The organism is Shinella yambaruensis, from assembly GCF_050859155.1.
Classification (GTDB): domain Bacteria; phylum Pseudomonadota; class Alphaproteobacteria; order Rhizobiales; family Rhizobiaceae; genus Shinella; species Shinella yambaruensis.
Map to the genome: position 1 here is coordinate 1,487,785 of NZ_CP150638.1, position 25,304 is coordinate 1,513,088.

General features: G+C 64.0%; 19 protein-coding genes and 3 tRNA genes. 13 read left to right on the plus strand and 9 right to left on the minus strand.

Annotated elements, in window-relative coordinates; translation table 11 throughout:
• Window positions 1–29: 29 nt before the first annotated feature.
• Together WMC41_RS07325 and WMC41_RS07330 are read right to left on the minus strand one after the other, a co-directional pair.
• The gene (locus WMC41_RS07325; RefSeq protein ID WP_432347515.1) at window positions 30–794 is read right to left on the minus strand and encodes an SDR family oxidoreductase; all 765 of its coding nucleotides are present in this window, start codon (window positions 792–794) and stop codon (window positions 30–32) included.
• A gap of 191 nt (window positions 795–985) precedes the next feature.
• Window positions 986–3,856 carry a ribonuclease E/G gene (locus tag WMC41_RS07330; RefSeq protein ID WP_432347516.1) on the minus strand — a complete coding sequence of 957 codons (2,871 nt, stop codon included), beginning with the start codon at window positions 3,854–3,856 and terminating at the stop codon, window positions 986–988.
• Window positions 3,857–4,491: 635 nt separating this feature from the next.
• Between WMC41_RS07330 and WMC41_RS07335 the strand changes: the two genes are divergently transcribed.
• The 3 genes from WMC41_RS07335 (at window position 4,492) to prfB (ending at window position 9,678) form a co-directional block, all read left to right on the plus strand.
• Window positions 4,492–5,733, plus strand: a complete 1,242-nt coding sequence (locus tag WMC41_RS07335) for an N-acetylmuramoyl-L-alanine amidase (RefSeq protein WP_398431770.1) — start codon at window positions 4,492–4,494, stop codon at window positions 5,731–5,733.
• 264 nt (window positions 5,734–5,997) lie between these two features.
• Window positions 5,998–8,445: a penicillin-binding protein 1A gene (locus WMC41_RS07340; RefSeq protein ID WP_244765773.1), complete on the plus strand. Its 2,448-nt coding sequence runs from the start codon at window positions 5,998–6,000 to the stop codon at window positions 8,443–8,445.
• A gap of 101 nt (window positions 8,446–8,546) precedes the next feature.
• A protein-coding gene (gene prfB / locus WMC41_RS07345; protein WP_288083082.1) for a peptide chain release factor 2 occupies window positions 8,547–9,678 on the plus strand; the annotation gives its coding sequence in 2 pieces (ribosomal slippage) (window positions 8,547–8,615 and window positions 8,617–9,678; 1,131 coding nt in all).
• 121 nt (window positions 9,679–9,799) lie between these two features.
• On the opposite strand, the gene WMC41_RS07350 is transcribed toward prfB, so the two are convergent.
• The 5 genes from WMC41_RS07350 to WMC41_RS07370 all read right to left on the minus strand — a co-directional run bounded on the left by WMC41_RS07350 (window position 9,800) and on the right by WMC41_RS07370 (window position 12,775).
• Window positions 9,800–10,306, minus strand: coding sequence for a hypothetical protein (locus WMC41_RS07350; protein WP_432347518.1), 507 nt, complete (start codon window positions 10,304–10,306; stop codon window positions 9,800–9,802).
• A 35-nt stretch (window positions 10,307–10,341) separates the two neighbouring features.
• On the minus strand, window positions 10,342–11,115 hold the full coding sequence (locus WMC41_RS07355; protein WP_244765770.1) for an NAD kinase: 774 nt from the start codon (window positions 11,113–11,115) through the stop codon (window positions 10,342–10,344).
• Window positions 11,116–11,240: 125 nt separating this feature from the next.
• Window positions 11,241–11,435: a hypothetical protein gene (locus tag WMC41_RS07360; RefSeq protein ID WP_244765769.1), complete on the minus strand. Its 195-nt coding sequence runs from the start codon at window positions 11,433–11,435 to the stop codon at window positions 11,241–11,243.
• A 262-nt stretch (window positions 11,436–11,697) separates the two neighbouring features.
• Window positions 11,698–11,773: transfer RNA gene (locus WMC41_RS07365), tRNA-Thr, on the minus strand.
• Between the two features lie 54 nt (window positions 11,774–11,827).
• The gene (locus WMC41_RS07370) at window positions 11,828–12,775 is read right to left on the minus strand and encodes a LysR family transcriptional regulator (protein ID WP_244765768.1); all 948 of its coding nucleotides are present in this window, start codon (window positions 12,773–12,775) and stop codon (window positions 11,828–11,830) included.
• A 129-nt stretch (window positions 12,776–12,904) separates the two neighbouring features.
• Between WMC41_RS07370 and WMC41_RS07375 the strand changes: the two genes are divergently transcribed.
• Entirely contained in the window at window positions 12,905–13,528 is a 624-nt protein-coding gene (locus WMC41_RS07375) for an FMN-dependent NADH-azoreductase (protein WP_244765767.1), read from the plus strand.
• A gap of 69 nt (window positions 13,529–13,597) precedes the next feature.
• Here WMC41_RS07375 and rlmB read toward each other — a convergent pair whose 3' ends face one another.
• A complete protein-coding gene (gene rlmB / locus WMC41_RS07380; RefSeq protein WP_432347520.1) occupies window positions 13,598–14,473 on the minus strand; it encodes a 23S rRNA (guanosine(2251)-2'-O)-methyltransferase RlmB in 876 nt (291 codons plus the stop codon).
• A gap of 269 nt (window positions 14,474–14,742) precedes the next feature.
• Here rlmB and WMC41_RS07385 point away from each other — a divergent pair.
• Both WMC41_RS07385 and WMC41_RS07390 read left to right on the plus strand, forming a co-directional pair.
• A tRNA-Tyr gene (locus tag WMC41_RS07385) sits at window positions 14,743–14,827 on the plus strand.
• 24 nt (window positions 14,828–14,851) lie between these two features.
• Window positions 14,852–14,925: transfer RNA gene (locus WMC41_RS07390), tRNA-Gly, on the plus strand.
• A 219-nt stretch (window positions 14,926–15,144) separates the two neighbouring features.
• Here the strand turns inward: WMC41_RS07390 and WMC41_RS07395 are convergent.
• Window positions 15,145–15,864 carry a GntR family transcriptional regulator gene (locus tag WMC41_RS07395; RefSeq protein ID WP_432347521.1) on the minus strand — a complete coding sequence of 240 codons (720 nt, stop codon included), beginning with the start codon at window positions 15,862–15,864 and terminating at the stop codon, window positions 15,145–15,147.
• 184 nt (window positions 15,865–16,048) lie between these two features.
• Between WMC41_RS07395 and WMC41_RS07400 the strand changes: the two genes are divergently transcribed.
• The 7 genes from WMC41_RS07400 to WMC41_RS07430 all read left to right on the plus strand — a co-directional run bounded on the left by WMC41_RS07400 (window position 16,049) and on the right by WMC41_RS07430 (window position 25,271).
• On the plus strand, window positions 16,049–17,086 hold the full coding sequence (locus WMC41_RS07400) for an amino acid ABC transporter substrate-binding protein (RefSeq protein WP_244765764.1): 1,038 nt from the start codon (window positions 16,049–16,051) through the stop codon (window positions 17,084–17,086).
• Window positions 17,087–17,159: 73 nt separating this feature from the next.
• The gene (locus WMC41_RS07405) at window positions 17,160–18,314 is read left to right on the plus strand and encodes an ABC transporter permease subunit (protein ID WP_432347523.1); all 1,155 of its coding nucleotides are present in this window, start codon (window positions 17,160–17,162) and stop codon (window positions 18,312–18,314) included.
• A 16-nt stretch (window positions 18,315–18,330) separates the two neighbouring features.
• Entirely contained in the window at window positions 18,331–19,425 is a 1,095-nt protein-coding gene (locus tag WMC41_RS07410; RefSeq protein ID WP_432347524.1) for an amino acid ABC transporter permease, read from the plus strand.
• A gap of 25 nt (window positions 19,426–19,450) precedes the next feature.
• Window positions 19,451–20,197: an amino acid ABC transporter ATP-binding protein gene (locus WMC41_RS07415; RefSeq protein ID WP_432347525.1), complete on the plus strand. Its 747-nt coding sequence runs from the start codon at window positions 19,451–19,453 to the stop codon at window positions 20,195–20,197.
• Between the two features lie 11 nt (window positions 20,198–20,208).
• Window positions 20,209–21,765, plus strand: a complete 1,557-nt coding sequence (gene betC / locus WMC41_RS07420) for a choline-sulfatase (protein WP_432347527.1) — start codon at window positions 20,209–20,211, stop codon at window positions 21,763–21,765.
• 467 nt (window positions 21,766–22,232) lie between these two features.
• Window positions 22,233–23,486 (plus strand): flavin-dependent oxidoreductase, encoded by a 1,254-nt coding sequence (locus WMC41_RS07425; RefSeq protein WP_432347528.1) that lies wholly within the window; start codon window positions 22,233–22,235, stop codon window positions 23,484–23,486.
• Window positions 23,487–23,525: 39 nt separating this feature from the next.
• A complete protein-coding gene (locus WMC41_RS07430; protein WP_244765758.1) occupies window positions 23,526–25,271 on the plus strand; it encodes an ABC transporter permease in 1,746 nt (581 codons plus the stop codon).
• Window positions 25,272–25,304: the final 33 nt, after the last annotated feature.

Genomic DNA, 25,304 nt, shown 5'->3' on the forward strand with positions numbered 1-25,304 from the left:
CCGCAAGGCCCTGATTCTCCTTGTGAGCCTCAGACCCGGTTGATCGACACGCCGCCGTCGACGAGCATCGCCGTGCCGGTCGTGAAGCTGGAGGCATCCGAGCACAGGAAGAGCGCGGCCGCGGCGATCTCCTCCGGCGCGGCGATGCGCTTGAAGGCATTGAGGCCGGCGATGAAGTCGCGGGCTTCCGGCGTGTTCGCAACCGTCCGCCCCATCGGCGTGTCCGTCGCGCCCGGCAGCAGCGCATTCACGCGAATGCCCTTCGGCCCGTATTCCGAGGCGAGCACCTGCACGAGGCCGACAAGGCCGGATTTCGAGGCGGCATAGGCGGCAAGCCCCGGAAAACCGGCCGTGTAGCCGACGAAGGTCGAGGTGAAGACGAGGCTGCCGCCGCCCCGCGCCTCCAGCGCCGGCAGCTGGTACCTGGCGGCAAGGAAGCCGCTGGTCAGGTTGACGGCGACGACATCCTGCCATTCGGCAAGCGAAAGGGCGGTGAGGGGACCGACCGGGCCTGTCGTGCCGGCATTGTTGAAGGCGATGTCGAGGCCGCCGAATTCGGCCTGCGCCGCTTCGACCAGCGCCTGGTGATGGGCCTCCTCGCTCACATCGCCCGGCACCGCGATGGCGGCACCACCCGCGGCACGGATCTCGCCGGCGATTTCCTCAAGCTGTTCGCGTCTGCGGGCGGAGAGCACGAGCCTGGCGCCCTGCCGGGCAAAGAGAAGCGCGGCGGCGCGGCCGATGCCGGAACTTGCGCCGGTGACGATGGCGGTCTTGTTGTCGAGACGGGGCATGGATTTCTTCCTTGCTGGTTTCATGCGGAGCTGCATGTCGCAGAAGGCAGCGGCGGGAACCACCCGATTCCCGCGCGCAAGAATAAGGCCCGGACGGATGCCGGGCCTTTCCAGTCTTGAAAGAGGGTGGTTTCCCAAGCAATTCCGGCAAAGCGGGAAGCCGCCTTGCGTCGGGAATTGCAGTGACGCGACTAGAAGAAGCCGCGGCGCTGCCACCAGCCGCCCTTCTTGGGCTTTTCCGGTTCTTCTTCCGGTGCCGCTTCCTTCTTCGTCGAAGATTTCACCACCGGCTCGGAGGCGATCTTGGAAAGGTCGCGATTGGCGCGGGCGGGTTTCGCCGGCTCTTCGAGGTCGGCAGAGGCGGTCTCGACCTCCGGTTCCACCGGTGCGGCGTCCTCGGCAACCGTCGTGGCGGCCGGCTGGGCCTCCACCTCGCTGCGGGCGGCCTCGTCGGTGGCCGCCTCTTCCACGGCCTTGGCGCGGCTGCGGCGGACGCGCTTCGGCTTGGCCGGCGCCTCTTCGGCAACGGCTTCGACCGGCGCTTCCTCGGCGGGGGCAGCCGTCTCGGCGACCTCCACCGCAGCGACCTCGACCTCGGTGGTCGTCACCTCTTCGGCGTCGTCCGCATCGCCATCGGCGTCTTCCGCGTCTTCGGCGCCGGCTTCGAGCGAGCCGTCCTCGGGACGGTTGCGGCGGCCACCGCGCTTGCCGCGGCGGCGGCGCTTGCGGCGCTGGTCGGAGGCATCGTCGGCCTGCGCCTGGGGCGCGTCGGCAGCCTCTTCGCCCTCGGCATCGTCGTCGTCGAGCACATCTTCATCGCCGGCCTGCTCGCCGCCGAAGGAGGCGGTGTCCGTGCCGTCGCCATTCTCGCGGCCCCGGCCCCGCCGGCGGCGGCGGCGCTTGCGCTTGTTGCGGCCGTTCTCGTCGGAGGCGGACGAAGCCTGCGCGGCCCCGGCGGGACGCGCTTCTTCCTCTTCCTCGTCGATCTCCTCATCGATCACGACGTCGTCGTCGTCTTCCGGCTCGGGTTCGAAATGCAGGATCTGGTCGATCTTGACCGGGTTCTCGACCGGCTCGCCACGATCGATCGCAAAGTGCTGCGCGCCGACATGGGCATCGGCCTCGATGATGATGACGACGCCGAAGCGGCTTTCATAGTCGATGATCGTGCCGCGCTTGTGGTTGAGCAGGTAGAGCGCGATGTCGGGCGTGGTGCGCACGGTGATGTTGTGCGTCGTGTTCTTGAGCAGATATTCCTCGATGCCGCGCAGGACGTGCAGCGCGACCGACGACTGCGAGCGCACATGGCCCGTGCCGTTGCAGTGCGGGCAGGTCTGCATGGTGGATTCGAGAACCGAGGCGCGGATGCGCTGGCGCGACATTTCCAGAAGGCCGAAATGCGAGATGCGGCCGACCTGGATGCGCGCGCGGTCGTTCTTGAGATGATCCTTCAGGCGCTTCTCGACGGCGCGGTTGTTGCGCTTCTCCTCCATGTCGATGAAGTCGATGACGACGAGGCCGGCAAGGTCGCGCAGGCGCAGCTGGCGCGCCACTTCCTCGGCGGCTTCCAGGTTCGTCTGGAGCGCGGTCTCCTCGATGGAATGCTCGCGCGTCGAACGGCCGGAGTTGACGTCGATCGAGACGAGCGCCTCGGTCTGGTTGATGATGATGTAGCCGCCGGACTTCAGCGTCACCTGCGGCTGCAGCATGCGGTCGAGCTGGGCCTCGATGCCCGAGCGCGAGAAGATCGGATGCACGTCGCGATAGGGCTGCACGACCTTCGCATGGCTCGGCATCAGCATCTTCATGAAGGCCTTCGCCTCGCGATAGCCTTCCTCGCCGGCGACGATGATCTCGCTGATGTCCTTGTTGTAAAGGTCGCGGATCGAGCGCTTGATGAGCGAGCCTTCCTCGTAGACGAGGCAGGGCGCCGTCGAGGCGAGCGTCAGCGTGCGCACGTTCTCCCACAGGCGCATCAGGTATTCGAAGTCGCGCTTGACCTCGACGCGGGTGCGGTTCGCGCCGGCGGTGCGCAGGATGACGCCCATGCCCTGCGGAACCTCGAGGTCGCGGGCGATCTCCTTCAGGCGCTTGCGGTCCTGCAGGTTGGTGATCTTGCGGGAAATGCCGCCGCCGCGCGCCGTGTTCGGCATCAGGACGGAGTAGCGGCCGGCGAGCGAGAGATAGGTGGTCAGCGCCGCGCCCTTGTTGCCGCGCTCTTCCTTGGCGACCTGAACGAGCAGGATCTGGCGGCGCTTGATGACTTCCTGGATGCGGTACTGCTTGCGCGGCTTGCGCACGACGCGGTCCGGAACCTCTTCCATCGCGTCTTCCGCGCCGACGGATTCGATGACTTCCTTCTCCTCGCCGTGATGATCGTCGTCATCGTCGTCGTCATCGCGGCGACGGCGGCCGCGCGAACGCTCGGCGGGCTCGGAAATCTCGTCGGTATCGACGGCCATGGCCATCGCGCCGCCGGGTGTCTCGTCGTCGCTGCTTTCGGCCGGGGCGGCGTCCTCTTCGGCAGCCGGCGCGTCCTCGGCCTTCGCCTTGGCCTTGCGCGGGCGGCGCGGCTTCTTCGGCTTTTCGGCCGGCGCCTCTTCCGCAAGGGCGGCAGCGGCTTCGGCAACTTCCGGCTCGGCCTCCGTGGCGGCGACGACGGGCATCTCTTCGTCGGCAGCCGGGGTTTCGACGGGCTCGATTTCGGTAGCTTCCGTGTTGTCGGAAAGGTCGGATGCGGTCTCGACCGGCTCGATATCGTCGTCGCGGCGGTGCTCTTCGGCCTCGGCCCTCAGCAGCGCCTGGCGGTCGGCCAGCGGGATCTGGTAATAATCCGGGTGGATTTCGGCGAAGGCCAGGAAGCCGTGGCGGTTGCCGCCATAATCGACGAAGGCCGCCTGGAGCGACGGTTCGACGCGTGTGACCTTGGCGAGGTAGATATTGCCGCGGATCTGTTTCTTGTATTGGGACTCGAAGTCGAATTCTTCTATGCGGTTTCCGCGGACGACAACGACGCGCGTCTCTTCAGCGTGAGACGCATCGATAAGCATTTTCTCTGCCATGTAGATTGAGCTCCTCGGCGCAGCCGCAATCCTGACGGCGACCTGATCCCTTCAGGGGAAGTGCCGTAGGAGGAGAGGGATGCGCCGGATATGTAAGTTCTCGTCGGGCCCCGGTGCGGGGTTGGCGGACGGAGGGCGGTCGGTACGCGAGCGTCCCGGTGCCAGTTACCCTCTGATAAAATCCGCTGTGACAACATCAACGTCCAACGAGAATGCCTGTGCCATAGACCTGATCGGTCCGATGAAATTGCCCTTGGGTAAGGGCGGTTGGTGGAAAATCCACCTTGACTGTTCCGGCCACCGCCGGTTTACGCGATCTTATCGGCCGGGAAAAAGCGGTGCGACGGCGGATGAAGGCCCGGTTCGGCGCCAAGCCCCGAAGGAGTGGCTGCCTGCTCTAAGCGATTCTATCCCGTCTATTCTTTTTCCCTGATTTTGCTTTTATGGCGGATATGTCACAATGGCAAGGGAAAAGCCAAAAGCGTCATAATCTTGATGGATTTGCCCCTATGGCTGGCCGAGTGCTGCGACATCGCCTCCCGGCAAGCTTTGGTTAACCATATGGGGGCATCTATGGGCCTTGTCCCGTGCCGCATCGCGCGGTTTCCACGCGTTTGAACGGACTGCCAGTGGTGATGCTACGCCTTCTGACCGAAACCCTTTTCCGCGTCGCGGCCGGTGCGATCGTCGTGATGCTCAGCCTGTCGCCCGTCACGCCGGCCCTTGCCGTTTCCGCCTCGGCCGCCCCGTTGCTCGCCTTTTCCGCGCGCATTGCCGGCGACGATGCCCGCACCCGCCTCATCATCGATTTCGACCGCAAGCCGGATTTCGAGGTCCATTACGTCGCCAATCCCTACCGCGTGCTGATCGATCTGCCGGAGACCGACTTCGGCGTGAAGGCGGAGGAGCTGGAGGCGCGCGGCATCTTCTCCGACATCCGCTACGGCACCATGGCGGCCGGCCGCTCGCGCATCGTCCTGACCGCCTCGCGCCCCGTCGGCGTCGTGCTGGCCGAGGTGCAGGAAGAAGAGGGGGCGGCGAGCTACCGGCTGGTCGTCGATACGGCGATCGTCACCGACCAGGCCTTCCAGGCCCTCATGGAAAAGCAGAGCTGGCAGGAGGCCGCCGTCCCGGCAAGCGCCGAGCAGGCGCCGGTCATGCTGCCCGGCAGCCGGGCGGGCGGCCCCTTCGTCATCGCGGTCGATGCCGGCCACGGCGGCATCGACAACGGCGCGCGCGGCGGCGTCACCAAGACGGAGGAAAAGCATGTCACGCTCGCCTTCGCCCGCCAGCTGACCGAGGCGCTGAACGCGCTGCCCGGCACGCGCGCCATCCTCACCCGCGACAAGGACGAGTTCCTCTCCCTGTCGCAGCGCGTGCAGCTTGCCCGCAACGAGGGGGCGAACCTCCTCATCTCGATCCATGCCGACACGCTGAAGCAGAAGGACATCCGCGGCGCGACCGTCTACACGATCTCCGACAAGGCCTCCGACAGCCTCGCGGCAAGCCTTGCCGAGCGCGAGAACCTGTCCGACCAGATCGCCGGCATCTCCTTCGTCGACGAGCCGGCCGAGGTTGCCGACATCCTGCTCGACCTGACGCGCCGCGAGACCCAGGCCTTCTCGATCAATCTCGCCCAGAGCGTCGTCAGCAATTTCAAGGACCAGGTGCTGCTGATCAACAACCCGCATCGTCATGCCGGCTTCCGCGTGCTGACCGCGCCGGACGTACCCTCGATCCTGCTCGAACTCGGCTTCATGTCGAACAAGGACGACGAGCAGCTGTTGATCGATCCCGCCTGGCAGAAGAAGGTGGCGGGCCTTGTCGCCAAGGCGGTGGAACAGTACCGCGCGACGGTCGTCGCCAACGGCGGCTGAGCTTTTTCGGCGCGCGGGCGCCGAACGTGCTAGGCTCGCCTGTGCCGGAAAAGTGACAGCGGCCGCCATTGTGCGGTGGCGAAGCCGGGATGCATGCTGTAAGCCCTATTTTCCTCACATTCCGATCGCTAGACGGGAGCGAGAAAATGGGACGACTCGTCCTCGCCGGAAGAGGCGCAACGGCCGGACGTGCCGGGGCGGCGCAAGGCCGGGCGGCAGGTCCGCCCGATGATATTATAAGCATAAGGCATCGGTAACTGGCTCATGATCAGACTGATTGGATATTTCTTCGGGATTGGCGCCGTCTTCTTCCTTGCCGTGGCAGGGGCGGTCGCGCTCTATCTCGGAAGTGTCACCAAGGATCTTCCCGATTATGAGGTCTTGAACAGCTATGCGCCGCCGGTGACGACGCGCGTGCACGCCGGCAACGGCGCGCTGATGGCCGAATATGCCCGCGAACGCCGCCTCTACCTGCCGATCCAGGCGATCCCGGACCGCGTGAAGGCCGCCTTCCTCTCCGCCGAGGACAAGAACTTCTACCAGCATCCCGGCGTCGACGTGACCGGCCTCTTCCGCGCCATCGTCGTCAACATCCAGAACATGGGCTCCGGCCGCCGTCCGGTGGGCGCCTCGACGATCACCCAGCAGGTCGCCAAGAACTTCCTGCTCTCCTCCGACCAGACGATCGACCGCAAGGTCAAGGAAGCGATCCTCTCCTTCCGCATCGAGCAAGCCTATTCCAAGGACCGCATCCTCGAGCTCTATCTCAACGAGATATTCTTCGGTCTGAATTCCTACGGCATCGCCGGTGCGGCGCTGACCTATTTCGACAAGTCCGTCACCGAGCTGACGATCGCCGAGACCGCCTATCTCGCCGCCCTGCCGAAGGGGCCGTCGAACTACCATCCCTTCCGCCGCACCGAGGCCGCCATCGAGCGCCGCAACTGGGTCATCGACCGCATGGTCGAGAACGGCTACGTCACCCAGAGCGACGGCGCGGAAGCCAAGGCCCAGCCGCTCGGCGTGACGCCGCGCCACCGCGGCTCCTACCTCTTCGCCTCGGAGTTCTTCTCCGAGGAGGTCCGCCGCCAGATCATCGAGCGCTATGGCGACAACGCGCTCTACGAGGGCGGCCTTTCGGTGCGCACCTCGCTCGACCCGCGCATCCAGGTCGCCGCCCGCAGGGCCCTGCAGAAGGGCCTGCTCAATTATGACGAGCGCCGCGGCTTCCATGGCCCGATCAAGACCATCGAGATCGGCGGCGACTGGGGCGTGGAGCTTGCCAAGGTCGATTCGCTCTCCGACGTGCCGGAATGGAAGCTCGCCGTCGTACTCGCCGTCGACGACGGCGGCGCCGATATCGGCCTTCAGCCGAGCAAGGAAGCCTCCGGCAAGGTGGTCGAGGAGCGCGTGACCGGCCGTATCGAGGCCAAGGCCATGACCTGGGCCTATCGTTCGGCCAAGGGCGACCGCAAGACGGCGAAATCGCCGGCCGGTGTCTTCACCGTGGGCGACGTCGTCTATGTCGAACCGCTGGAGGACGGCACCTATCGCCTGCGCCAGCCGCCGAAGGTGCAGGGTGGCCTGGTCGCCATGGACCCGCATACCGGCCGCGTGCTCGCGATGGTCGGCGGCTTCTCCTATGCGCAATCGGAATTCAACCGCGCCTCGCAGGCGATGCGCCAGCCGGGCTCCTCCTTCAAGCCCTTCGTCTACGCCGCCGCGCTCGACAATGGCTATACGCCGGCCTCCGTGATCATGGACGCGCCGATCGAGATCGTCGCCGGCGGCCAGGTCTGGCGCCCGCAGAACTACGGCGGGGGCGCTGCCGGCCCCTCGACGCTGCGCCTCGGCATCGAGCGCTCGCGCAACCTGATGACCGTGCGCCTTGCCAACGACATGGGCATGAACCTCGTTGCCGAATATGCCGAGCGTTTCGGCATCTACGACAAGATGTATCCGGTGCTCGCCATGTCGCTCGGCTCGGGCGAGACGACCGTTCTGCGCATGGTCTCGGCCTATTCGGTGCTCGCCAACGGCGGCAAGCAGATCAAGCCGTCGCTGATCGACCGCATCCAGGACCGCTACGGCAAGACGATCTTCCGCCATGAGGAGCGCACCTGCGAGAACTGCAACGCCAACGACTGGGAAAACCAGGAAGAGCCTGTCCTGACCGACAACCGCGAGCAGGTGCTCGACCCGATGACCGCCTACCAGATCACCTCGATGATGGAAGGCGTCGTCACGCGCGGCACGGCCGCCGGCAAGATCAAGCTCGACCGCCCGACGGCCGGCAAGACCGGCACGACGAACGACGAGAAGGACGCCTGGTTCGTCGGCTACACGCCGGACCTCGTCGCCGGCCTCTATATCGGCTTCGACAACCCGGCCCCGCTCGGCCGCGGCGCGACCGGCGGCTCGCTCTCCGCGCCGATCTTCAACGAGTTCATGCAGGCCGCGCTCGAAGGCACGCGCCCGACGAAATTCATCGTGCCGGAGGGCATGCAGTTCATCGCCGTCAACCGCAAGACCGGCATGCAGGCCTCCGAAGGCCAGCCCGACACGATCATGGAAGCCTTCAAGCCCGGCACCGGCCCGGCCTCCGTCTTCTCGGTCATCGGCGGCGAGGACTATGCCAGCCCGGAGGAGATCCTGAGGAGCTCGCCGCAAGCCAACCAGGCGGTGACGGGCGGCAGCGGCGGCCTGTTCTGATCAAGGGATGATCGGGTTCTAGGGCGGGCGCGGGGCTTTACATCCGCGCCCGCCCTCTCTATTTCACGGCCACCGGAATAGCATCGAAGAAGAAGGCGGACATGCGCGCGGAAATCGAGAACGTCGTCGACGAAATCAAGCAGGCCATAAGCCTGCTGAGGAGGCATCTTTGACTGGGATCAGGCGCTGAGACGACTGGACTGGTTGAACAACAAGGCAGAGGATCCGACCCTCTGGAACGATGCCCAGGAAGCCCAGAAGCTGATGCGCGAGCGCCAGCAGCTGGACGAGGGCATCAATGGCGTCAAGGCCATCGAGCAGCAGCTCAAGGACAATGTCGAACTCATCGAGCTCGGTGAGGAAGAGGGCGACGCGGCGATCGTCAAGGAGGCCGAGGACGCCCTGAAGGCCGTCAAGGTCGAGGCCGCGCGCAAGCAGGTCGAGGCCATGCTGTCCGGCGAGGCGGACGCCAACGACACCTATCTCGAAGTGCATTCCGGCGCCGGCGGCACGGAAAGCCAGGACTGGGCGAACATGCTACTGCGCATGTACACCCGCTGGGCGGAGCGCTCGGGCTACAAGGTGGAGCTTCTGGAAGTCCATGACGGCGAGGAGGCCGGCATCAAGTCCGCGACGATGCTCGTCAAGGGCCACAACGCCTATGGCTGGCTGAAGACCGAATCGGGCGTGCACCGCCTGGTGCGCATCTCGCCCTATGACAGCAATGCGCGCCGCCACACCTCGTTCTCGTCGATCTGGGTCTATCCGGTCGTCGACGAGTCGATCAACATCGAGGTCAACGAAAGCGACTGCCGAATCGACACCTACCGCTCTTCGGGCGCTGGCGGCCAGCACGTCAACACGACCGACTCGGCCGTGCGCATCACGCATATCCCGACCGGCATCGTGGTCGCCTGCCAGCAGGAGCGCTCGCAGCACAAGAACCGCGCCAAGGCCTGGGACATGCTGCGCGCGCGCCTCTACGAGGCCGAGCTGAAGAAGCGCGAGGAAGCCGCCAACGCCGAAGCCGCCTCCAAGACGGATATCGGCTGGGGCCACCAGATCCGCTCCTACGTCCTCCAGCCCTACCAGCTGGTCAAGGACCTGCGGACCGGCGTCGAAAGCACGGCCCCCTCGGACGTGCTCGACGGCGAGCTCGACGAATTCATGGAAGCCGCACTCGCCCACCGCGTCAACGGCGGTGCCGATGCGGTCGTGGACGACCTGAACTGACGTCGGACGGCATTGAAACGGGAAACGGGCGCTTCGGCGCCCGTTGTCGTTCGATAGCCCCACAACCTCTCCTCGGGTCAAGCCCGAGGATGACGGAGGAGAGTGTGACGGGCGGTCGTTCTCAGTTCGTCGCCCGCTCGATCTTGATCTCGCCGAGATCGTCGATCAGCACCGTCCAGCCCTCCGGCTCGGCGGCCTTGGGATCGGTCTTCAGGTAGACCGTCGCGAACAGTCCCGGCTGCGTGGTGATGCCGGAGGAGTTTTCCGGCCTTATGTCCGTGACATAGGGCTTCATCGCCGAGAATTCGTCCAGCACCGTCGAGGAGGCGATCTTCGGGCCGTCGGCGGTCGCCTCGATCTGCTGGAGATGGACCTGTGCCGTGCCATCCGCCTGGCGCACGGCGACCAGTTTGTAGTAGCCGCGGCGCAGGGCGGCGGCCCCCTTCGTCTCGGCCGTATCCGGCTTGGCGGCGGCGTCTTCCTCCTCCGCCTCGACCGGTTCTTCCCAGAAGCCGGTGCTGACGACGAAGGTGATGGTTTCCGCAACCGGCGATTCGTCCGCGAGGGCGGGCTGCCCGGCGAGGAAAAGCAGGGTGAGGGCGGTGCCAAGGGCTGCATACCGCGTCATGGCGAAACTCCTGTCCCGAAGCCTGGGTAACAGTGTCAGTAATCGAATTGTTCGGCAAGAATCCGGTCGGACCAGGAATGGTCGGGATCGGAGAGGATGCGCGCCGAAAGCCCGGCCGATTCGGCGATGCGCACGGATGTCACCGATTTGACCTCGGTGTTGTCGGCCACCGCGTTGACCGGCCGCTTTTCCGCCTCCAGCACCTCGATCTCCACCGTCACCTTGTTCGGCAGCAGCGCGCCGCGCCAGCGCCGCGGCCGGAAGGCGCTGACGGGGGTGAGGGCGAGCAGCGGCGCCTCGAGCGGCAGGATCGGCCCGTGGGCGGAAAGATTGTAGGCCGTCGAGCCCGCCGGCGTCGCCAGCAGCAGGCCGTCGCAGATCAGCTCTTCCAGCCGAACCCGCCCGTCGACGCTGACGCGCAGCTTGGCCGCCTGGTAGGACTGGCGGAAGAGATAGACCTCGTTGATGGCGAGCGCCCGGCGCTCCTGGCCGCTGGCGTCGCCGGTGATCATCTCCAGCGGGCGGAAGGCGTTCTCCACCGCGCCTTCGATGCGGCCCGCGAGGTCCTTCGTGTCGTAGCGGTTCATCAGGAAGCCGATGGAGCCGCGGTTCATGCCATAGACGCGCTTGCCGGTGTTCATCGTCGTGTGCAGCGTCTGCAGCATGAAGCCGTCGCCGCCGAGCGCGACGATGACGTCGGCCTCTTCCGGATCGGCATTGCCATAGATCGAAACCAGCTCGTTGCGCGCTTCCTGCGCTTCGGGCGCCTGCGAGGCGACGAAGGAAAGGGAATTGAAGGTACGCGCCATGCCGTCGATCCGCATCCTCTAAGCAAGCCCCGGACATCCTGCATCCAGGGCCGGTCTTTGTCGCACGCCTTTACGGCATGCGCATCTGAAAAATATGACAAGGACGGTATGAGGGCAGACGCCGCTCAGGCTTTCGCCGGCCCGGCGCGTTCCTCCAGTATCTTCAGCACGGCCTGTCCGCTGGCGGCCGCCTCCATCGGATTGGCGAACGGACCCTTCACCGGATAGGTGACGCCGCGGAAGGTGAGTGCGTAGAAGTATTTTCCGTCGATCCGCTTTTCGACTGTTACCTTCGAAACCGGTCCCTTGTCTTCCGCCACGTTCGTTCCTCCGCAATGGTTTTCGCATGATGGCCGGTCTTGCCCGGCGCCGCGAAATGGGAATGGGGGTGCCGGAGGCACCCCGTCGATCAACGCCTATAGGCCAGTCGGCCGGGAACGGCAATGTACCTCGCCGGCCGGCACGCTTCGACGGTGGGAAGGAGACGGTGCGTCGGCGATCCGGGCCGCGCCACAGCCGCCACGATGCCATCGGGCTGTGAGGCCGCGGGGTGAAGACTCGATCAATGCGTTTGAAAGGAGATGGTGCCCCCACCAGGACTCGAACCCGGGACCCCCTGATTACAAATCAGGTGCTCTACCAACTGAGCTATAAGGGCACTCAGCGAGGGAGTTAGCACATTCTCCGCCGCTGTAAAGCGAAAAGGGCCTGTTCAGATCGACCAGTTGCTGTCGAGCGCGGTCCTGGGGACGATTTCCTGGCAGCGCAGCATGGAGCGGGGGAGGTTTTCGGCGAGGTGGTCAATGAGGGCGCGGACGGCGGGCAGCATGCCGTGGCGCGAGGTGAAGACCGCATGCACGGTCGATTCCGCGCTGGACCACTCCGGCAGGACCGGCGTCAGGTAGCCGCTGCGAAAGCCGCGCTCCACGATCATGTCCGGCAGCAGGGCGAGCCCGATGCCCTCGATCGTTGCGCGCTCCAGGACGCTGAAATCCGAGCAAAGCAGCACCGGGGAGTGGGAGACGTCGTGCACGGCGCCGTTCTGGTGGAAGAGCGTCCAGATCACGCGCGGATTGTTCTCCTGCATGGAGAGCGTGGGCAGGCGGCCGATCGTCTCGAGATCGACCGGGCCGTACCGTTCGAGAAAACGCGGGCTTGCCGCGAGATAGCGCCGCGTGCCGGCGAAGCGGCGCACGACCAGCGACTGGTCCGTGTCGTAGCCGTCGCGCACGCGCAGCGCGATGTCGATCCGCTCCTCGATGAGGTCGACCGGGCGGCCGGTGGTGAGGATGGAGAGGCGGACGTCGGGATAACGCTTCATGAAGCCCGGCAGCACGTCTGCGATCATCGGCGCAAAGCCCGGCGGCATCGACAGGCGCACGGTGCCTGCCGGCTCCGCCTTGGCGACCGCCACGACAGCCTCGGCCGCCTCGACGCCGGAGAGCACCGCCTCGCAGCGCTCGTAGAAGGACTGGCCGATGTCGGTGACGGCGAGCTTGCGGGTGGAACGCTCGATGAGGCGCACGCCGAGCTGCTCCTCCAGCGCGGCGACGCGCTTGCTAATCTTCGATTTCGGCACGGACAGCGCATTCGCCGCCGCGGTAAAACCCTTGTGCCGCACCACGGCGGCGTAGAGCGCGAGATCGTTCAGGTCCTGCATGGGATGTCTCCGGGTATTTTGCGAATTATTGTTTCTCTCCGGAAACAGTCAATTGGATTTTTGCCGTCTAATCGCGTGATTGTTTTCGCAGCATATGTGTTGCACCCAACCGAAACAAAGGTGCAGCCCATGAACATCCTCCATGTCGATTCCGGCATTCTCGGCGATCACTCCGTCTCCCGTCGCCTGACGGCCGCCGTCGCCGCCCAGATCAAGGCCGAGCAGCCGGCCGCCACCATCACCTATCGCGACCTCGTCGCCAACCCGCTGCCGCATCTGTCCGGCGCCCATCTGATGGCGGCCAATGCAAAGCCGGAAGAGGTGCATGCGCAGATCGCCGCGGAGGTCGCCGAAAGCAAGGTCGTGCTCGACGAGTTCCTGGCCGCCGATACGATCATTCTCGGCGTGCCGATGTACAATTTCTCCCTGCCGAGCCAGCTCAAGGCCTGGATCGACCGCGTCGCCGTCGCCGGCAAGACCTTCCGCTACACCGCTGAAGGCCCCGAGGGCCTCGCCAAGGGCAAGAAGGTTATCATCGTCTCCACCCGCGGCGGCCATTATTCCGCCGGTCCGGCGTCCGCCATGGACCATCAGGAAAGCTACCTGAAGGTCGTGCTCGGTTTCTTCGGCATCACGGATGTCGAGCTGGTGCGCGCCGAGGGCCTGAACCTCAGCCCCGATTCGAAGATCGAGGCGATTTCCGAGGCCGAGCGCACCATTTCCGATCGCGGTGCGCTGAAGCGCGCCAGCTGAGGCCATCCGCCGACATGCAAAGGCCCGCCGGTTCCGCATCGGCGGGCCTTTCGTTTGCGAGGTATAATTTCAGCGCGCGAGATGCCGCTGCGTGGCGTAGAGCGCGATCGCGGCGGCGTTCGAGACGTTGAGCGACTTGATCGCGCCGGGCATGTCGAGCCGGGCGAGCGCCTTGCAGGTGGCGCGTGTCTTCTGCCGCAGGCCCTTGCCCTCCGCCCCCATGACGAGCGCGATGCGTTCGCCGGACAGGGTGCCCTCCAGCGGCTCCGGGCCTTCCGAATCAAGGCCGATCGTCAGGAAGCCAAGCTTGTGCAGCTCGTCCAGCGCATCGGCGAGGTTGGTGACCTGGATATAGGGAATGAGCTCCAGCGCCCCGGAGGCGGTTTTGGCGAGCACGCCCGATTCGGTCGGCGAATGGCGCTGCGTGGTGATGACGGCGCCGGCATTGAAGGCGACGGCCGAGCGCATGATGGCGCCGACATTGTGCGGGTCCGTCACCTGGTCGAGCACGAGCAGCAGCGGGCTGTCCTTCAGCGCCTCCAGGCGGCGCACCGGCAGGGGGCGCGTTTCCAGCATCACGCCCTGGTGGATCGCCTCGGGGCCGAGCACCTTGTCGAGGTCGGAGGGCAGCACGGTCTCGACCGGATAGGGCAGGGTCGAAAGCTCGGGCAGCTGCAGCCGCTGTGCGGCGTTCTGGCTCACCGAAAGCTTGATGATCTGCCGCTCCGGATTGTCGAGGGCCGCGCGCACCGTGTGCAGGCCATAGAGATGGACCTGGTCGGGAGCGAGTGCCGGCGCCTTCCAGCCTTCCGCCTGCCTGCGGCGGCGGTCGTCCCTGGGTGTGGGAATCTCGCCGCGTTCGCGCCGCTGGTCGCGGTGCGCCCGGCGCAGCTTGGCGTAATGGGTGTCTTTTGCGGACTTGCCGCCGGTATCGTCTTTGCTCATGCCGGCCTTATAGACCATCTGGCGCCCCAGTGTGCAGCGGTTTATGCGCGCGGCGTGCGAAAAATAGCGAACAAGGGCAGGGGGATTCCGAACGCGCGGACGGCCTCTTCCGGATGCCGGATGGGGACGATGACGTTTTTCGCAATTTTTTCCATGGCCTTGTGTTGACAGGACGATTTGTGCCCGTCATATACGCCGCCAGATCGAAGGCGCCGCCGAAAAGGCACTGCCCGCCGGTCGACACTGGTCGCTTGATCCCGACGGAATATGGAGGGATGCCCGAGTGGTTAAAGGGGACGGACTGTAAATCCGTTGGCTCAGCCTACGTTGGTTCAAATCCAACTCCCTCCACCATTCCGTTGCACGGATCATGACCCCGCGGGTATAGCTCAATGGTAGAGCAGCAGCCTTCCAAGCTGAATACGCGGGTTCGATTCCCGCTACCCGCTCCAACATTTTTTACCCTGCTTTCGCACTCGGCGCCTGCTTGTCGAAGTACGTGTGCTGTTTCGACAAATTTGAGCGGGCCACGACATTCTCGAAGCAATGGCGGTGGCGACAATGAGCGCGGTGGCCCGAACGGCCCTGCGACCGTTCGGACGGTTTGTTGGATGCTTGCGCGGCTTGCAAGCACCAGCAGCTCAACCCGGTTATTTCGGCGGACTGGCAGGCTATTGTGCGGCGGCGAGCGAGCCAAAAGAGACGTCGGTCGTGTAGTTCTCGCGCAGGAACGCGATGAAATTGTCCTGGAATTGTCGCGTATGGGCATGGGCCAGCTCGTCGGCGAGATCGACGTCCTTGGTGCGGATTGCCTCCAGCATCAGGTCGTGTTCGTCGGTGAGGAGATAACCGTCGTTCGTACGCTCCAGATACTCGAAATGCAGGTGCAGCATGCGCTGGCCCTGGTTTAGCAGGCGCTCGTAGAAGGAGGCGAGGTAGGCGTTCTTGCCGGCATTGGCAATCGCCATGTGGAACTGCTTGTTGGCCTCCGACATCCTCAAATGCTGGCCGGTCTTCACCGCCGCCTCGAATTCCTTCTGGCGCTTGGCGATGATCTTCAGGTCCGCCTCGGTGCGCAGGGCCGCCGCAAGACGCGTGTTCATGCGCTGGGCGACATCGAGCGCCTCGACATACTTCGGAAAGCTCGCCACCTCGATCGGCGCGACGATGGTGCTGCGATTGGAGAGCGTCACCACCAGCTCCTCGCCCGCCAGGCGGATCAATGCCTCACGCACCGGGGAACGCGACATGTCGAAGCGTTCGGCCAGCGTCATCTCGTCGAGCAGCTGGCCGGGCTGCAGGGTCAGGGCCAGGATCTCGTTGCGCAACGTGTCGTAGACGTGCTTCCAGCCGGTGCCGCGCACGCGTTTCGATTCAGTTTCTTCAGACACTTAGGCACCTTCCTTCCGCTTCCGGCATTGGGCCAGAAAAACAGCGTGACGGCAACGTAAACTTTTCGCTTGACTTTGTCGACACGAAGCCGACTAATTCGTCTAGTCGACACGGAGCCGGCACAAGACCGGACGATGGCGACAGGGAACGGCGCGAGGGCGCAGGCAAACTCGGGAGATTTCAATGAACGTCAAGGCTCTTACCACCGCGGCGCTGCTGGCCGGAACGGCGGCGATTGTTCCGATGGCCGCATATGCGGCCGCCGGCGATACCCTGAAGACCGTGCAGGCGCGCGGTGAGCTCAACTGCACGTCGGGCGACGGCAACTTCCAGGGCTTCTTCGAGATCGACGACAAGGGAAAATGGCACGGCATCGACATCGACTATTGCCGCGCCGTGGGTATCGCCATTTTCGGCAGCGACGAGAAGGTGAAGCTTATCCCGATCAGCTGGGCGCAGCGCTTTCCCTCGCTTCAGTCCGGCGATCTCGACCTCGTCATCAAGGCGACCGGCTGGACGATGAGCCGGGACACCGAGCTCGGCGTGCAGTTCAGCACCCCTTACTTCCTCGGGGCCACCCAGTTCATGGTCCACAAGGAGCTCAATGCCGGTTCCGTGAAGGACCTCGACGGCGGGACGATCTGCACGGCCGGGGGCACCAGCACGGAACGGCTGATCGCCGACTACATCAAGGCGAACGACTACGACATCAAGCTCGTCTCCTTCGAGAAGAACACCGAGGCTTCGGCCGCCTATTTCGCCAACCGCTGCGATTCCTTCGCCGAATGGGGTCCGGTGCTCGCGGCGCGGCGCGCCTCCGCTCCCAACCCCGACGAACATGCCATTCTGCCGGATGTCCTTGCGATGGAGCCCGAGGCGGCCGCGATGCGGCAAGGGGACGACGCATGGGTCGATCTTGTCAACTGGGTGATCGCCGTGGGCCGGATCGCCGAGGAGAACGGCATCACAAGCAAGAACATCGACGAGCAGAAGGCAAATCCCAAGAGCGCCACGGTGGCGAAGCTGCTGGGTGTCACGCCCGGAATCGGCAATCGCCTCGGCCTTTCCGACGACTGGGCCTACAATGTCATCAAGGTCATCGGCAACGCCGAGGAGATCTACGATCGCAATGTCGGCAAGGACTCGCCCTACAAGCTGGAGCGCGGCATGAACGCACCCTGGCAAAAGGGCGGCGTGTTCGTCCCGCCGATCCTCGATTGAGCATCGAGTGGCGCCGGCGCGCGTCGCGCGCGGGCGCTCCTCGCTTTAGCAACAAGAGTTGGGGAGACGCCGGATGTTCGCCGTGCTGAGGAATCGCAAGCACCGGGACATAGGTCTTCAGGTGCTGTTCATCGGGGTGATCGTCGCAATTCTCGCGTCCGCGGTGATCATCACCCGCCGTAACCTCGATGCGCAGGGCATCGCCGTCGGATGGGATTTCCTGAACTATGCCACCGGCTGGACCATATCCTTCAGCCTGATACCGTACGATATCAATTCGAGCTATGCGCGTGCCCTTGCGGTGGGCTTTCTGAACACGCTCCTGCTCGCGGCGCTGACGCTTTTCCTGGCGACGATCCTGGGGGGCGCCATCGGAACCGCCCGGCTTTCCGCGCACAGGCTGCTGAGCAAGATCGCGCTCGTCTATGTCCAGTTCTTTCGGAACATCCCGCTCATCTTGCAGGCCTTTTTCTGGTATTCGGTCTTCACGCATCTGCCGAATGCGCGCAATGCCTACAACCTCGGTGAATTGGCCTACTTTTCGAACCGCGGTTTCTATCTGCCCGGCCTCAATATCGAACGTGGAGCGATCGGCCTTGCCGTCCTGACGGCAGTGGCGCTCTTGATCGTCGGATATGCCGCACGGCGATTTGCCGTCCTCCGGCGCAACGACGGCTTTGTGAAACTGGCCGGGTTCGTCATTCTCGTCGCGGCCGTCGCCGGCGTCCTGTCGTCGGGCCGGATCGCTGAGACGCCGCTGTTCGACCTGCCGGTCCAGCGTGGCCTGAGGATCGCCGGCGGACTTGAGCTTGCGCCGGAATTCTGCGCCGCCGTCATCGCGATATCCCTGTTCGGCGCGTCCTACATTGCGGAGATCGTCCGCGCCGGCCTGCTTGCGGTGTCCCGCGGCAAGGTCGAAGCGGGCCTCGCGCTCGGCCTCACCGGCTCGCAGATCTTCTGGAAGATCAGGCTGCCGCTCGCCATCCGCATCATGCTTCCGACCCTGACCAACCAGTATGTCTGGCTGGTCAAGGCGACCTCGATCGGCATTGCGATCGGATTCAGCGACTTCTTCATGGTCGTCGCCAATTCGATCAATCATTCCGGCCAGACGCTCTCGCTGATTTTCATCCTCATCGCCGGTTTCTGGGCGATCAATTTCTCCCTCGCCGCGGTCTTAAACGCCGTCAATCGTGCAATCGCCCTGCGGGGCCAGAATGTCCGCTAGGAGGGAAGGTGCCGACATGTCGAACGTTGCGATCGTTTCCGGCGAAATCCCGCCACCGCGCCATGACACGTTTCTCGCCGCCGTGAGGAAGGGATATTTTGCGACGCCCGGCGCGGCCGCCGTGACGAGCGTCTGCCTCGCGCTGATCGCGCTGGCCGTCTGGACCATGTTCCGATGGGCCGTCCTCGATGCCGTTTGGTCCTCCGGCGGACCGGACGTTTGCCAGCAAGCGACAGGCGCCTGCTGGGCGGTCATCGCCGCGCGCTGGCGGCTGATCTTCTTCGGGCTTTATCCCTATGACGAGCAATGGCGCTCGGCGCTCGCCTGTGCGGCCATCCTGGCGACCGTAGCGGTGTCCTGCTTTCCTTTCGCCTGGTCCGCGAAGCGGTTGCCGCTCGTCTGGATCGCCGGTTACGGGGTGTTTTACGGATTGATGCGCGGCGGCTTCCTCGGCCTTCCCACCGTGCTCGAGACCCAGTGGGGCGGCTTGTCGCTGACGCTCTTCGTGTTCTCCACGGTGGTCGTCACGGGAATGCCGATCGCGGTCTGCCTTGCGCTGCTGAGGCGTTCGCGCCTGCCCGTCATCGCCCGGACGGTCGCGGTCCTGATCGACGGCATCCGCTCTCTTCCCCTCGTTGCGATCCTGTTCACGGCGGCGATCATCATTCCCTACGCGCTGCCGCACTTCCTGGTCGGCGACAAGCTTTACCGCGTCATCGCCGGTTTCTCGCTGTTCTTCGCGGTCTACCAGGCGGAGATCATCCGTGGCGGGATGCAGGCGCTTCCCGCTGGGCAGGAAGAGGCCGCCCATGCGCTCGGCCTCAACTACTGGCAGACCATGTCCCGCATCGTCCTGCCGCAAGCCTTCCGCCATGCGCTGCCGCCGACCATCAACCAGATCGTCATAACGTTCATGGAGACATCGCTGATCGTCATCATCGGCTTCTTCGAGGTCATGGCCTCCGGCAATGCCGCGTTTTCGACGGCCGAGTGGTCCGCCACCTATGTCGAGGTCTACGTCTTCGTGGCGGCAATCTACTTCGCGTTCACCTTCACGCTTTCCCGATACGGCGCCTATCTGGAGAGACGGTTGAACGTGGCTTCTCACTGATCCGATGAAAGGCAAGGAGATGAACATGCAAAGCGGCGGGATTGCCGTCGACGTCAAAAGCCTCGCGAAGTTCTATGGAGCCCATCAGGTTCTGTTCGACGTCAGCCTGAGCGTGGCGGCGGGCGAGAAGATCGTGATCTGCGGTCCTTCCGGTTCCGGGAAATCCACCTTGATCCGGTGCCTCAACAAGCTCGAGGATCATCAGGCCGGCAGCATCAGGATGCTCGGCACGGAACTCAACGAGGACCTCGCCAACATCAACGAGATCCGCCGGGACGTCGGCATGGTGTTTCAGCACTTCAACCTTTTCCCGCACCTGACGGTACTGGAGAATTGCGTCCTCGCACCGATGCTGGTGCGCAAGCAGGATCGGAGAACCGCCGAGGAGCAGGCGATGCTTTATCTCGAGCGCGTGAAGATCCCGCAGAAGGCCGGAAGCTATCCGGGCGAGCTCTCGGGCGGCCAGCAGCAGCGCGTCGCCATTGCGCGGGCCTTGTGCATGCGGCCGGAGATCATGCTCTTCGACGAGCCGACCTCGGCGCTCGACCCGGAAATGATTTCGGAGGTGCTCGACGTCATGATCGAACTGGCGCAGGACGGCATGACGATGCTCTGCGTGACCCACGAAATGGGCTTTGCCCGCAAGGTCGCCGATCGGGTCGTGTTCATGGACAAGGGGCGGATCGTCGAGGAGGCGGCTCCGTCCGATTTCTTCGACAATCCCCGGCACGAACGATCCAAACTGTTCCTGAGCCAGATTCTCGGTCATTGAGGGGAAAAAGCATGCGTCGGAAACAACCGAACATCCTGCTTGTCATGTGCGATCAGCTGACGGCCATCGCGCTTTCCGTCTACGGCAACAGGGTCTGCAGGACACCGAACATCGACCGTCTGGCGGAGCAGGGCTCGGTCTTTGAAAATGCCTATTGCAACTACCCGCTTTGCGCGCCGTCGCGCTTCGCTCTGATGAGCGGGCGCCTGCCGTCGCGGATCGGCGCCTTCGATAACGCCGCGGAGTTTCCGGCCGCCGTTCCGACCATCGCGCACTATCTGCGCGATGCCGGCTACTACACCTGCATCTCCGGCAAGATGCATTTCGTCGGCCCCGATCAGCATCATGGCTATGAGGACAGGTTGACGACCGAGATCTACCCGGCCGACTTCAGCTGGGTGCCGCCGAAAACCTATGACGAGCTGGAGGACGAGGAGATCGTCGCCAAGGGCAAGGTGCCGTTCGGGGTCTCCAGCGTCGAGACGATCGCCGACGCGGGCCCGCTCGCCCGCTCCCAGCAGATCGACTATGACGACGAGGTCGCACGGCGGGCGGCGCAGCACATTTTCGACTGGCGGCGCTACGGCGATGGCCGGCCGATGTTCATGACGGTCTCCTTCACGCAACCGCATGATCCATACGTCATCACGCGGGAATACTGGGACCTCTATACGGACGAGGGCATCGACCCGCCGCGCACCGCAAAGATTCCGCTCGACGCGTTGGACCCGCATAGCCGGTCCCTCTATTTCCACTACAGCCTCGACAAGTTCGAGGTGACGGATGAGATCTACCGGCGCGCGCGCCGCGGATATTACGGCATGATCAGCTATGTCGACCGCAAGCTCGGCGAGTTGCGCAAGACGCTGGAGGATGCGGGCATCGCCGATGAGACGGTGATCATCTTCACATCCGACCATGGCGACATGATCGGGGAACGGGGCCTGTGGTTCAAGAAGAACCTCTTCGATCCCGCCATCCGCGTCCCGCTGGTCGTCTATCGTCCGGATGGGAAGGGGCTCTCGAGGATCGTCGCGCCCGTCTCGCTTCTCGACCTGCTGCCGACCCTCGTCGATCTCGGGGGTGGTGACGCGGGGGCTTTCGTCACGCCGCACGAGGGCAGGAGCCTTCTTCCCCTGCTCGCCAAGGACGATCCGCAGCGCGTGACCATGGCCGAACACATCGACGGAGGAACGAAGGCTCCCCGCGTCATGCTGCGCCGCGGCGCCAGAAAGGTCGTGGTGTCGGAAGCCTATCCCACGCAATTGTACGACCTTGCCGCCGATCCCGGCGAAACGCGCAACCTGGCGGACGATCCTGCCTTCCAGCCGGAACTCGAACGGCTGCTGGAGACAGTCGAGGCGATCTGGGATCTGCCGAGGCTCCGTGCGGAGGTCATGCAGAGCCAGCGCGTGCGCCAGTTCGTCAACAGGGCGATGCAAAAAGGCAAGCAGCGCAGCTGGGAACATTATCCCAACCCGATCGAGGAGCACACGCGGTTCGTGCGCACCGGCGAGCGTTTCCCCGATGTGGAGCGGCGTTCCTATCTTCCATACGCCGACTATTGATCCCGCCGTCCGATATCCCGGGTTGCCGCATCCGCCTGTGCGGCAGCCTTCGCCGCGAACACCTCAGTCAGCCGACATGAGGACGGCCGCGCCGGCGCCCGTCTGGTCTGTCACTTCAAGTAAATGATTCCATTGAAGATTTTCTGATCTTGAATTGCAGGCGGGTTGAACCGTCCAACGAACCGTTCGTGTGGTCATCCGTTTTTCAGTCATCTGTTTTTGAGATGACTTCAAACAATCTATCTATTTGTCAATTGGCAAGAATGGCTCTACCCCTTTCATCAACATCGCAGATCGGGCGGCTCGGGTCGCGGCAGTCGCGATGAGCGGGAGGATCGGAAAAGTTTGAGATTGGCGACGGTTTCGGGTGTCCGGGCCGCCGGCGGAGCTTTGCCCAGAGTCCCGACTGACCACACGTATCCCGCAACTTTGCGGGGAACGGGCTATTCTCAGATGGGAGCAGACGAATGGAAGTGACGATCGTTGGAGGAGGCATCGGCGGCTTGACGCTCGCGCTGATGCTCAAGGAGCAGGGGATTGCCTCGCGGGTTTACGAAGCCGCCCCGGAACTCAAGGCGCTTGGGGTCGGGATCAATCTTCTTCCGCATGCCGCGCGTGAAATGTGCAAGCTCGGCCTCGAAGAAGCTTTGGCCAAGGTGGCGATCACCACCAGGGAATCCGGTTTCTACAATCGTTACGGCCAGCACATCTTCAGCGAGCCGACCGGTCGTTATGCCGGCTATGACTGGCCACAGTTCTCGATCCACCGCGGCGACCTGCACATGGTTCTGGTGGAGGCCTTCAAGGCGCGCTGCGGCGCCGACCGCCTGATGACCGGCTGGCAGTGCACCGGTTTCGAACAGGACGACGACCTCGTCACCTTGCATTTCGTCGATCCGCGCGATGGCTCGGCGCGTCCTTCGGTGAAGGCCGAAATGGTTGTCAGCGCGGAGGGCATCCATTCGAAGATCCGCAAGCAGCTTTATCCGAACGAGGGTCCGCCGCGTTACTCGGGCATCAACATGTGGCGCGGCGTCACCAGGTGGAAACCGTTCCTTACCGGTGCGAGCATGGTGCGCATCGGCTGGCTGAATACCGCCAAGGTGCTGATCTACCCGATCCGCGACAATATCGACGGCGAGGGCACGCAGCTCATCAACTGGGTCGTGGACATCGCGACGGAGAGCTACAAGTCGCAGCGCGACTGGAACAAGCCGGGCCGCCTCGAGGACTTCTTCGATGTCGTCAAGGACTGGAAGTTCGATTGGCTGGATTGCCCGGCGCTGTTCAAGGCGGCCGACGCCATTCTCGAATATCCGATGGTGGACCAGGATCCGCTCAACCAGTGGACCTTCGGCCGCGTGACGTTGCTCGGCGACGCCGCCCATCCCATGTATCCGCGTGGCGCCAACGGTTCGGCTCAGGCGATCCTCGATTGCCGGGCGCTGACCGACGCGATCGTCAAGGAAGGCGATCCCGTCAAGGCGATGCATGCCTATGAGGCGATCCGCCGCCCGGCCACCGCGCAGGTCGTGCTCACCAACCGCAAGAACCCGCCGGATGCAATCCTGCGCGAAGTCTACGAGCGGACGGGCGACAAGCCGTTCGACGACATCAACAAGGTGATTAGCCACGAGGATCTCGAGAAGCTATCCACCAGCTACCAGAAGATCGCGGGCTACCATAAGGAAAATCTCGCGATGTCGCCGGCCGGGGTTTGATCCCCGGCTTGCCGGCAGCATTTCGTTCGGGAGGTCGGGATGTCGTTACACGAAAGCAGCTTCGCAAAATCGGTCGAAAAGCCGAGCTTCTTCGGCCGCATCAGGCCGGAATGGTTGATCATCGGCGCCGCGGTGCTGATCGTCGGCTGGCTGGCGCTGGTGCCGCTGGTCTTCCTTCTGTGGCAGAGTTTCATGACGCCTGCCGCAGGCGACATTCCGGCCATCTTCACACTGGGTAACTATGTGCGGGCACTCACCGACAGCAGCATTCTGCCGCTGTTTCGCAATTCGGTGGTCTTCGCAACGGGCACGTCCTGTCTGGCGCTGTTCATCGGCACCCTTTTCGCCTGGCTCAACGAGCGGACGAACACGCCCTTCAAGATGATGTTCTATGCGGCCTCCATCGTGCCTCTGGTCATCCCGTCGATCCTTTTCACCGTATCCTGGATCATGGTGGCGAGCCCGCAGATCGGGCTTTTCAACCTGATGCTCAAAAACATGTTCGGTCTCTCCGGTCCGGTCTTCGACATCTATTCGATGGGCGGCATGATCTGGGTCGAGGGGCTGCACTATTCGCCGATCGCCTTCCTGCTGATGTCGGCGGCATTCCGCTCCATGGACCCGTCGCTGGAAGAATCCGCCCTGATGTCCGGCGCGTCCATCGGTCAGATCATGTTCCGCATCACGCTGAAACTCGTCTGGCCGGCGTTGATCGCCTCGTTCTTCATCCTGTTCATCCGCTCGATCGAATCCTTCGAGGTTCCGGCGCTGCTCGGCATGCCGGTCGGCATCGAGGTCTTCACCTCGTCGATCTACGAGGCGATCCGGGAATATCCGAGCAATGTCGGGCTGGCTTCCGCCTATGCCGTCGTGCTGCTGCTGATCGCTTCCTTCGGCATCTATTTCCAGTCGAAGCTGTCGAGCCAGGGGAGCAAATACTCGACCGTCACCGGCAAGGGATTTCGTCCGCGGCCGTTCGACCTCGGCGTCTGGCGCATTCCCGCCGCGATCCTGATCGTCCTCTACATGATCCTGGTCATCGTGTTGCCGTTCCTCGTGCTCTTCTGGTCGTCGCTGAACAAATATTACAGCGTGCCCTCCTGGTCCGCTCTGAGCCGCCTTTCCTTCGATGCCTATGTCAAGGTCATCAACTACCCGATGGTCGGCCAGGCGGTATGGAACAGCGCGATGCTGTCGCTTGGTGCCGCAACGACGATCATGCTGTTGACCGCGGTCATCTGCTGGATCGTCATCCGCACCAAGCTGCCCGCGCGGTGGCTGCTCGACAATGTCGCCTCGTTGCCGATGGTCTTTCCGGGTCTCGTGCTCGGCCTGTCGGTGATGATCTGCTACCTCTATCTCGACATCGGCATCTACGGCACGACCTGGATCATCTTCATCGCCTATGTGACGCGCTTCATGCCCTACGGCATCCGCTACAACACCACGTCGATGCTGCAGATCCACAAGGACCTCGAAGAGTCGGCCGCGATGAGCGGCGCCTCCTGGAGCCAGAGCTTCGTGCGCATCGTGCTGCCGCTGTTGAAGCCCGGTCTGCTCGCCGGCTGGATCTACATCGTCGTCGTCTCGATCCGTGAACTGTCCAGTTCCGTGCTGCTTTACAGCCCCGGTTCGGAAGTGGTGTCGATTGTCATCTGGGAGCTCTGGCAGAACGGCCAGTATGTCGAACTCTCCGCCTTCGGGGTGATGATGATCATTGCGCTCTTCATCGTCGTCATGCTCGCCCAGCTCGTCGGCAAGAGGTTCGGAGTCAAGGAAGCGTAAGCCGGATTGGGAGGTCCGGCTTTGAGATAAGGG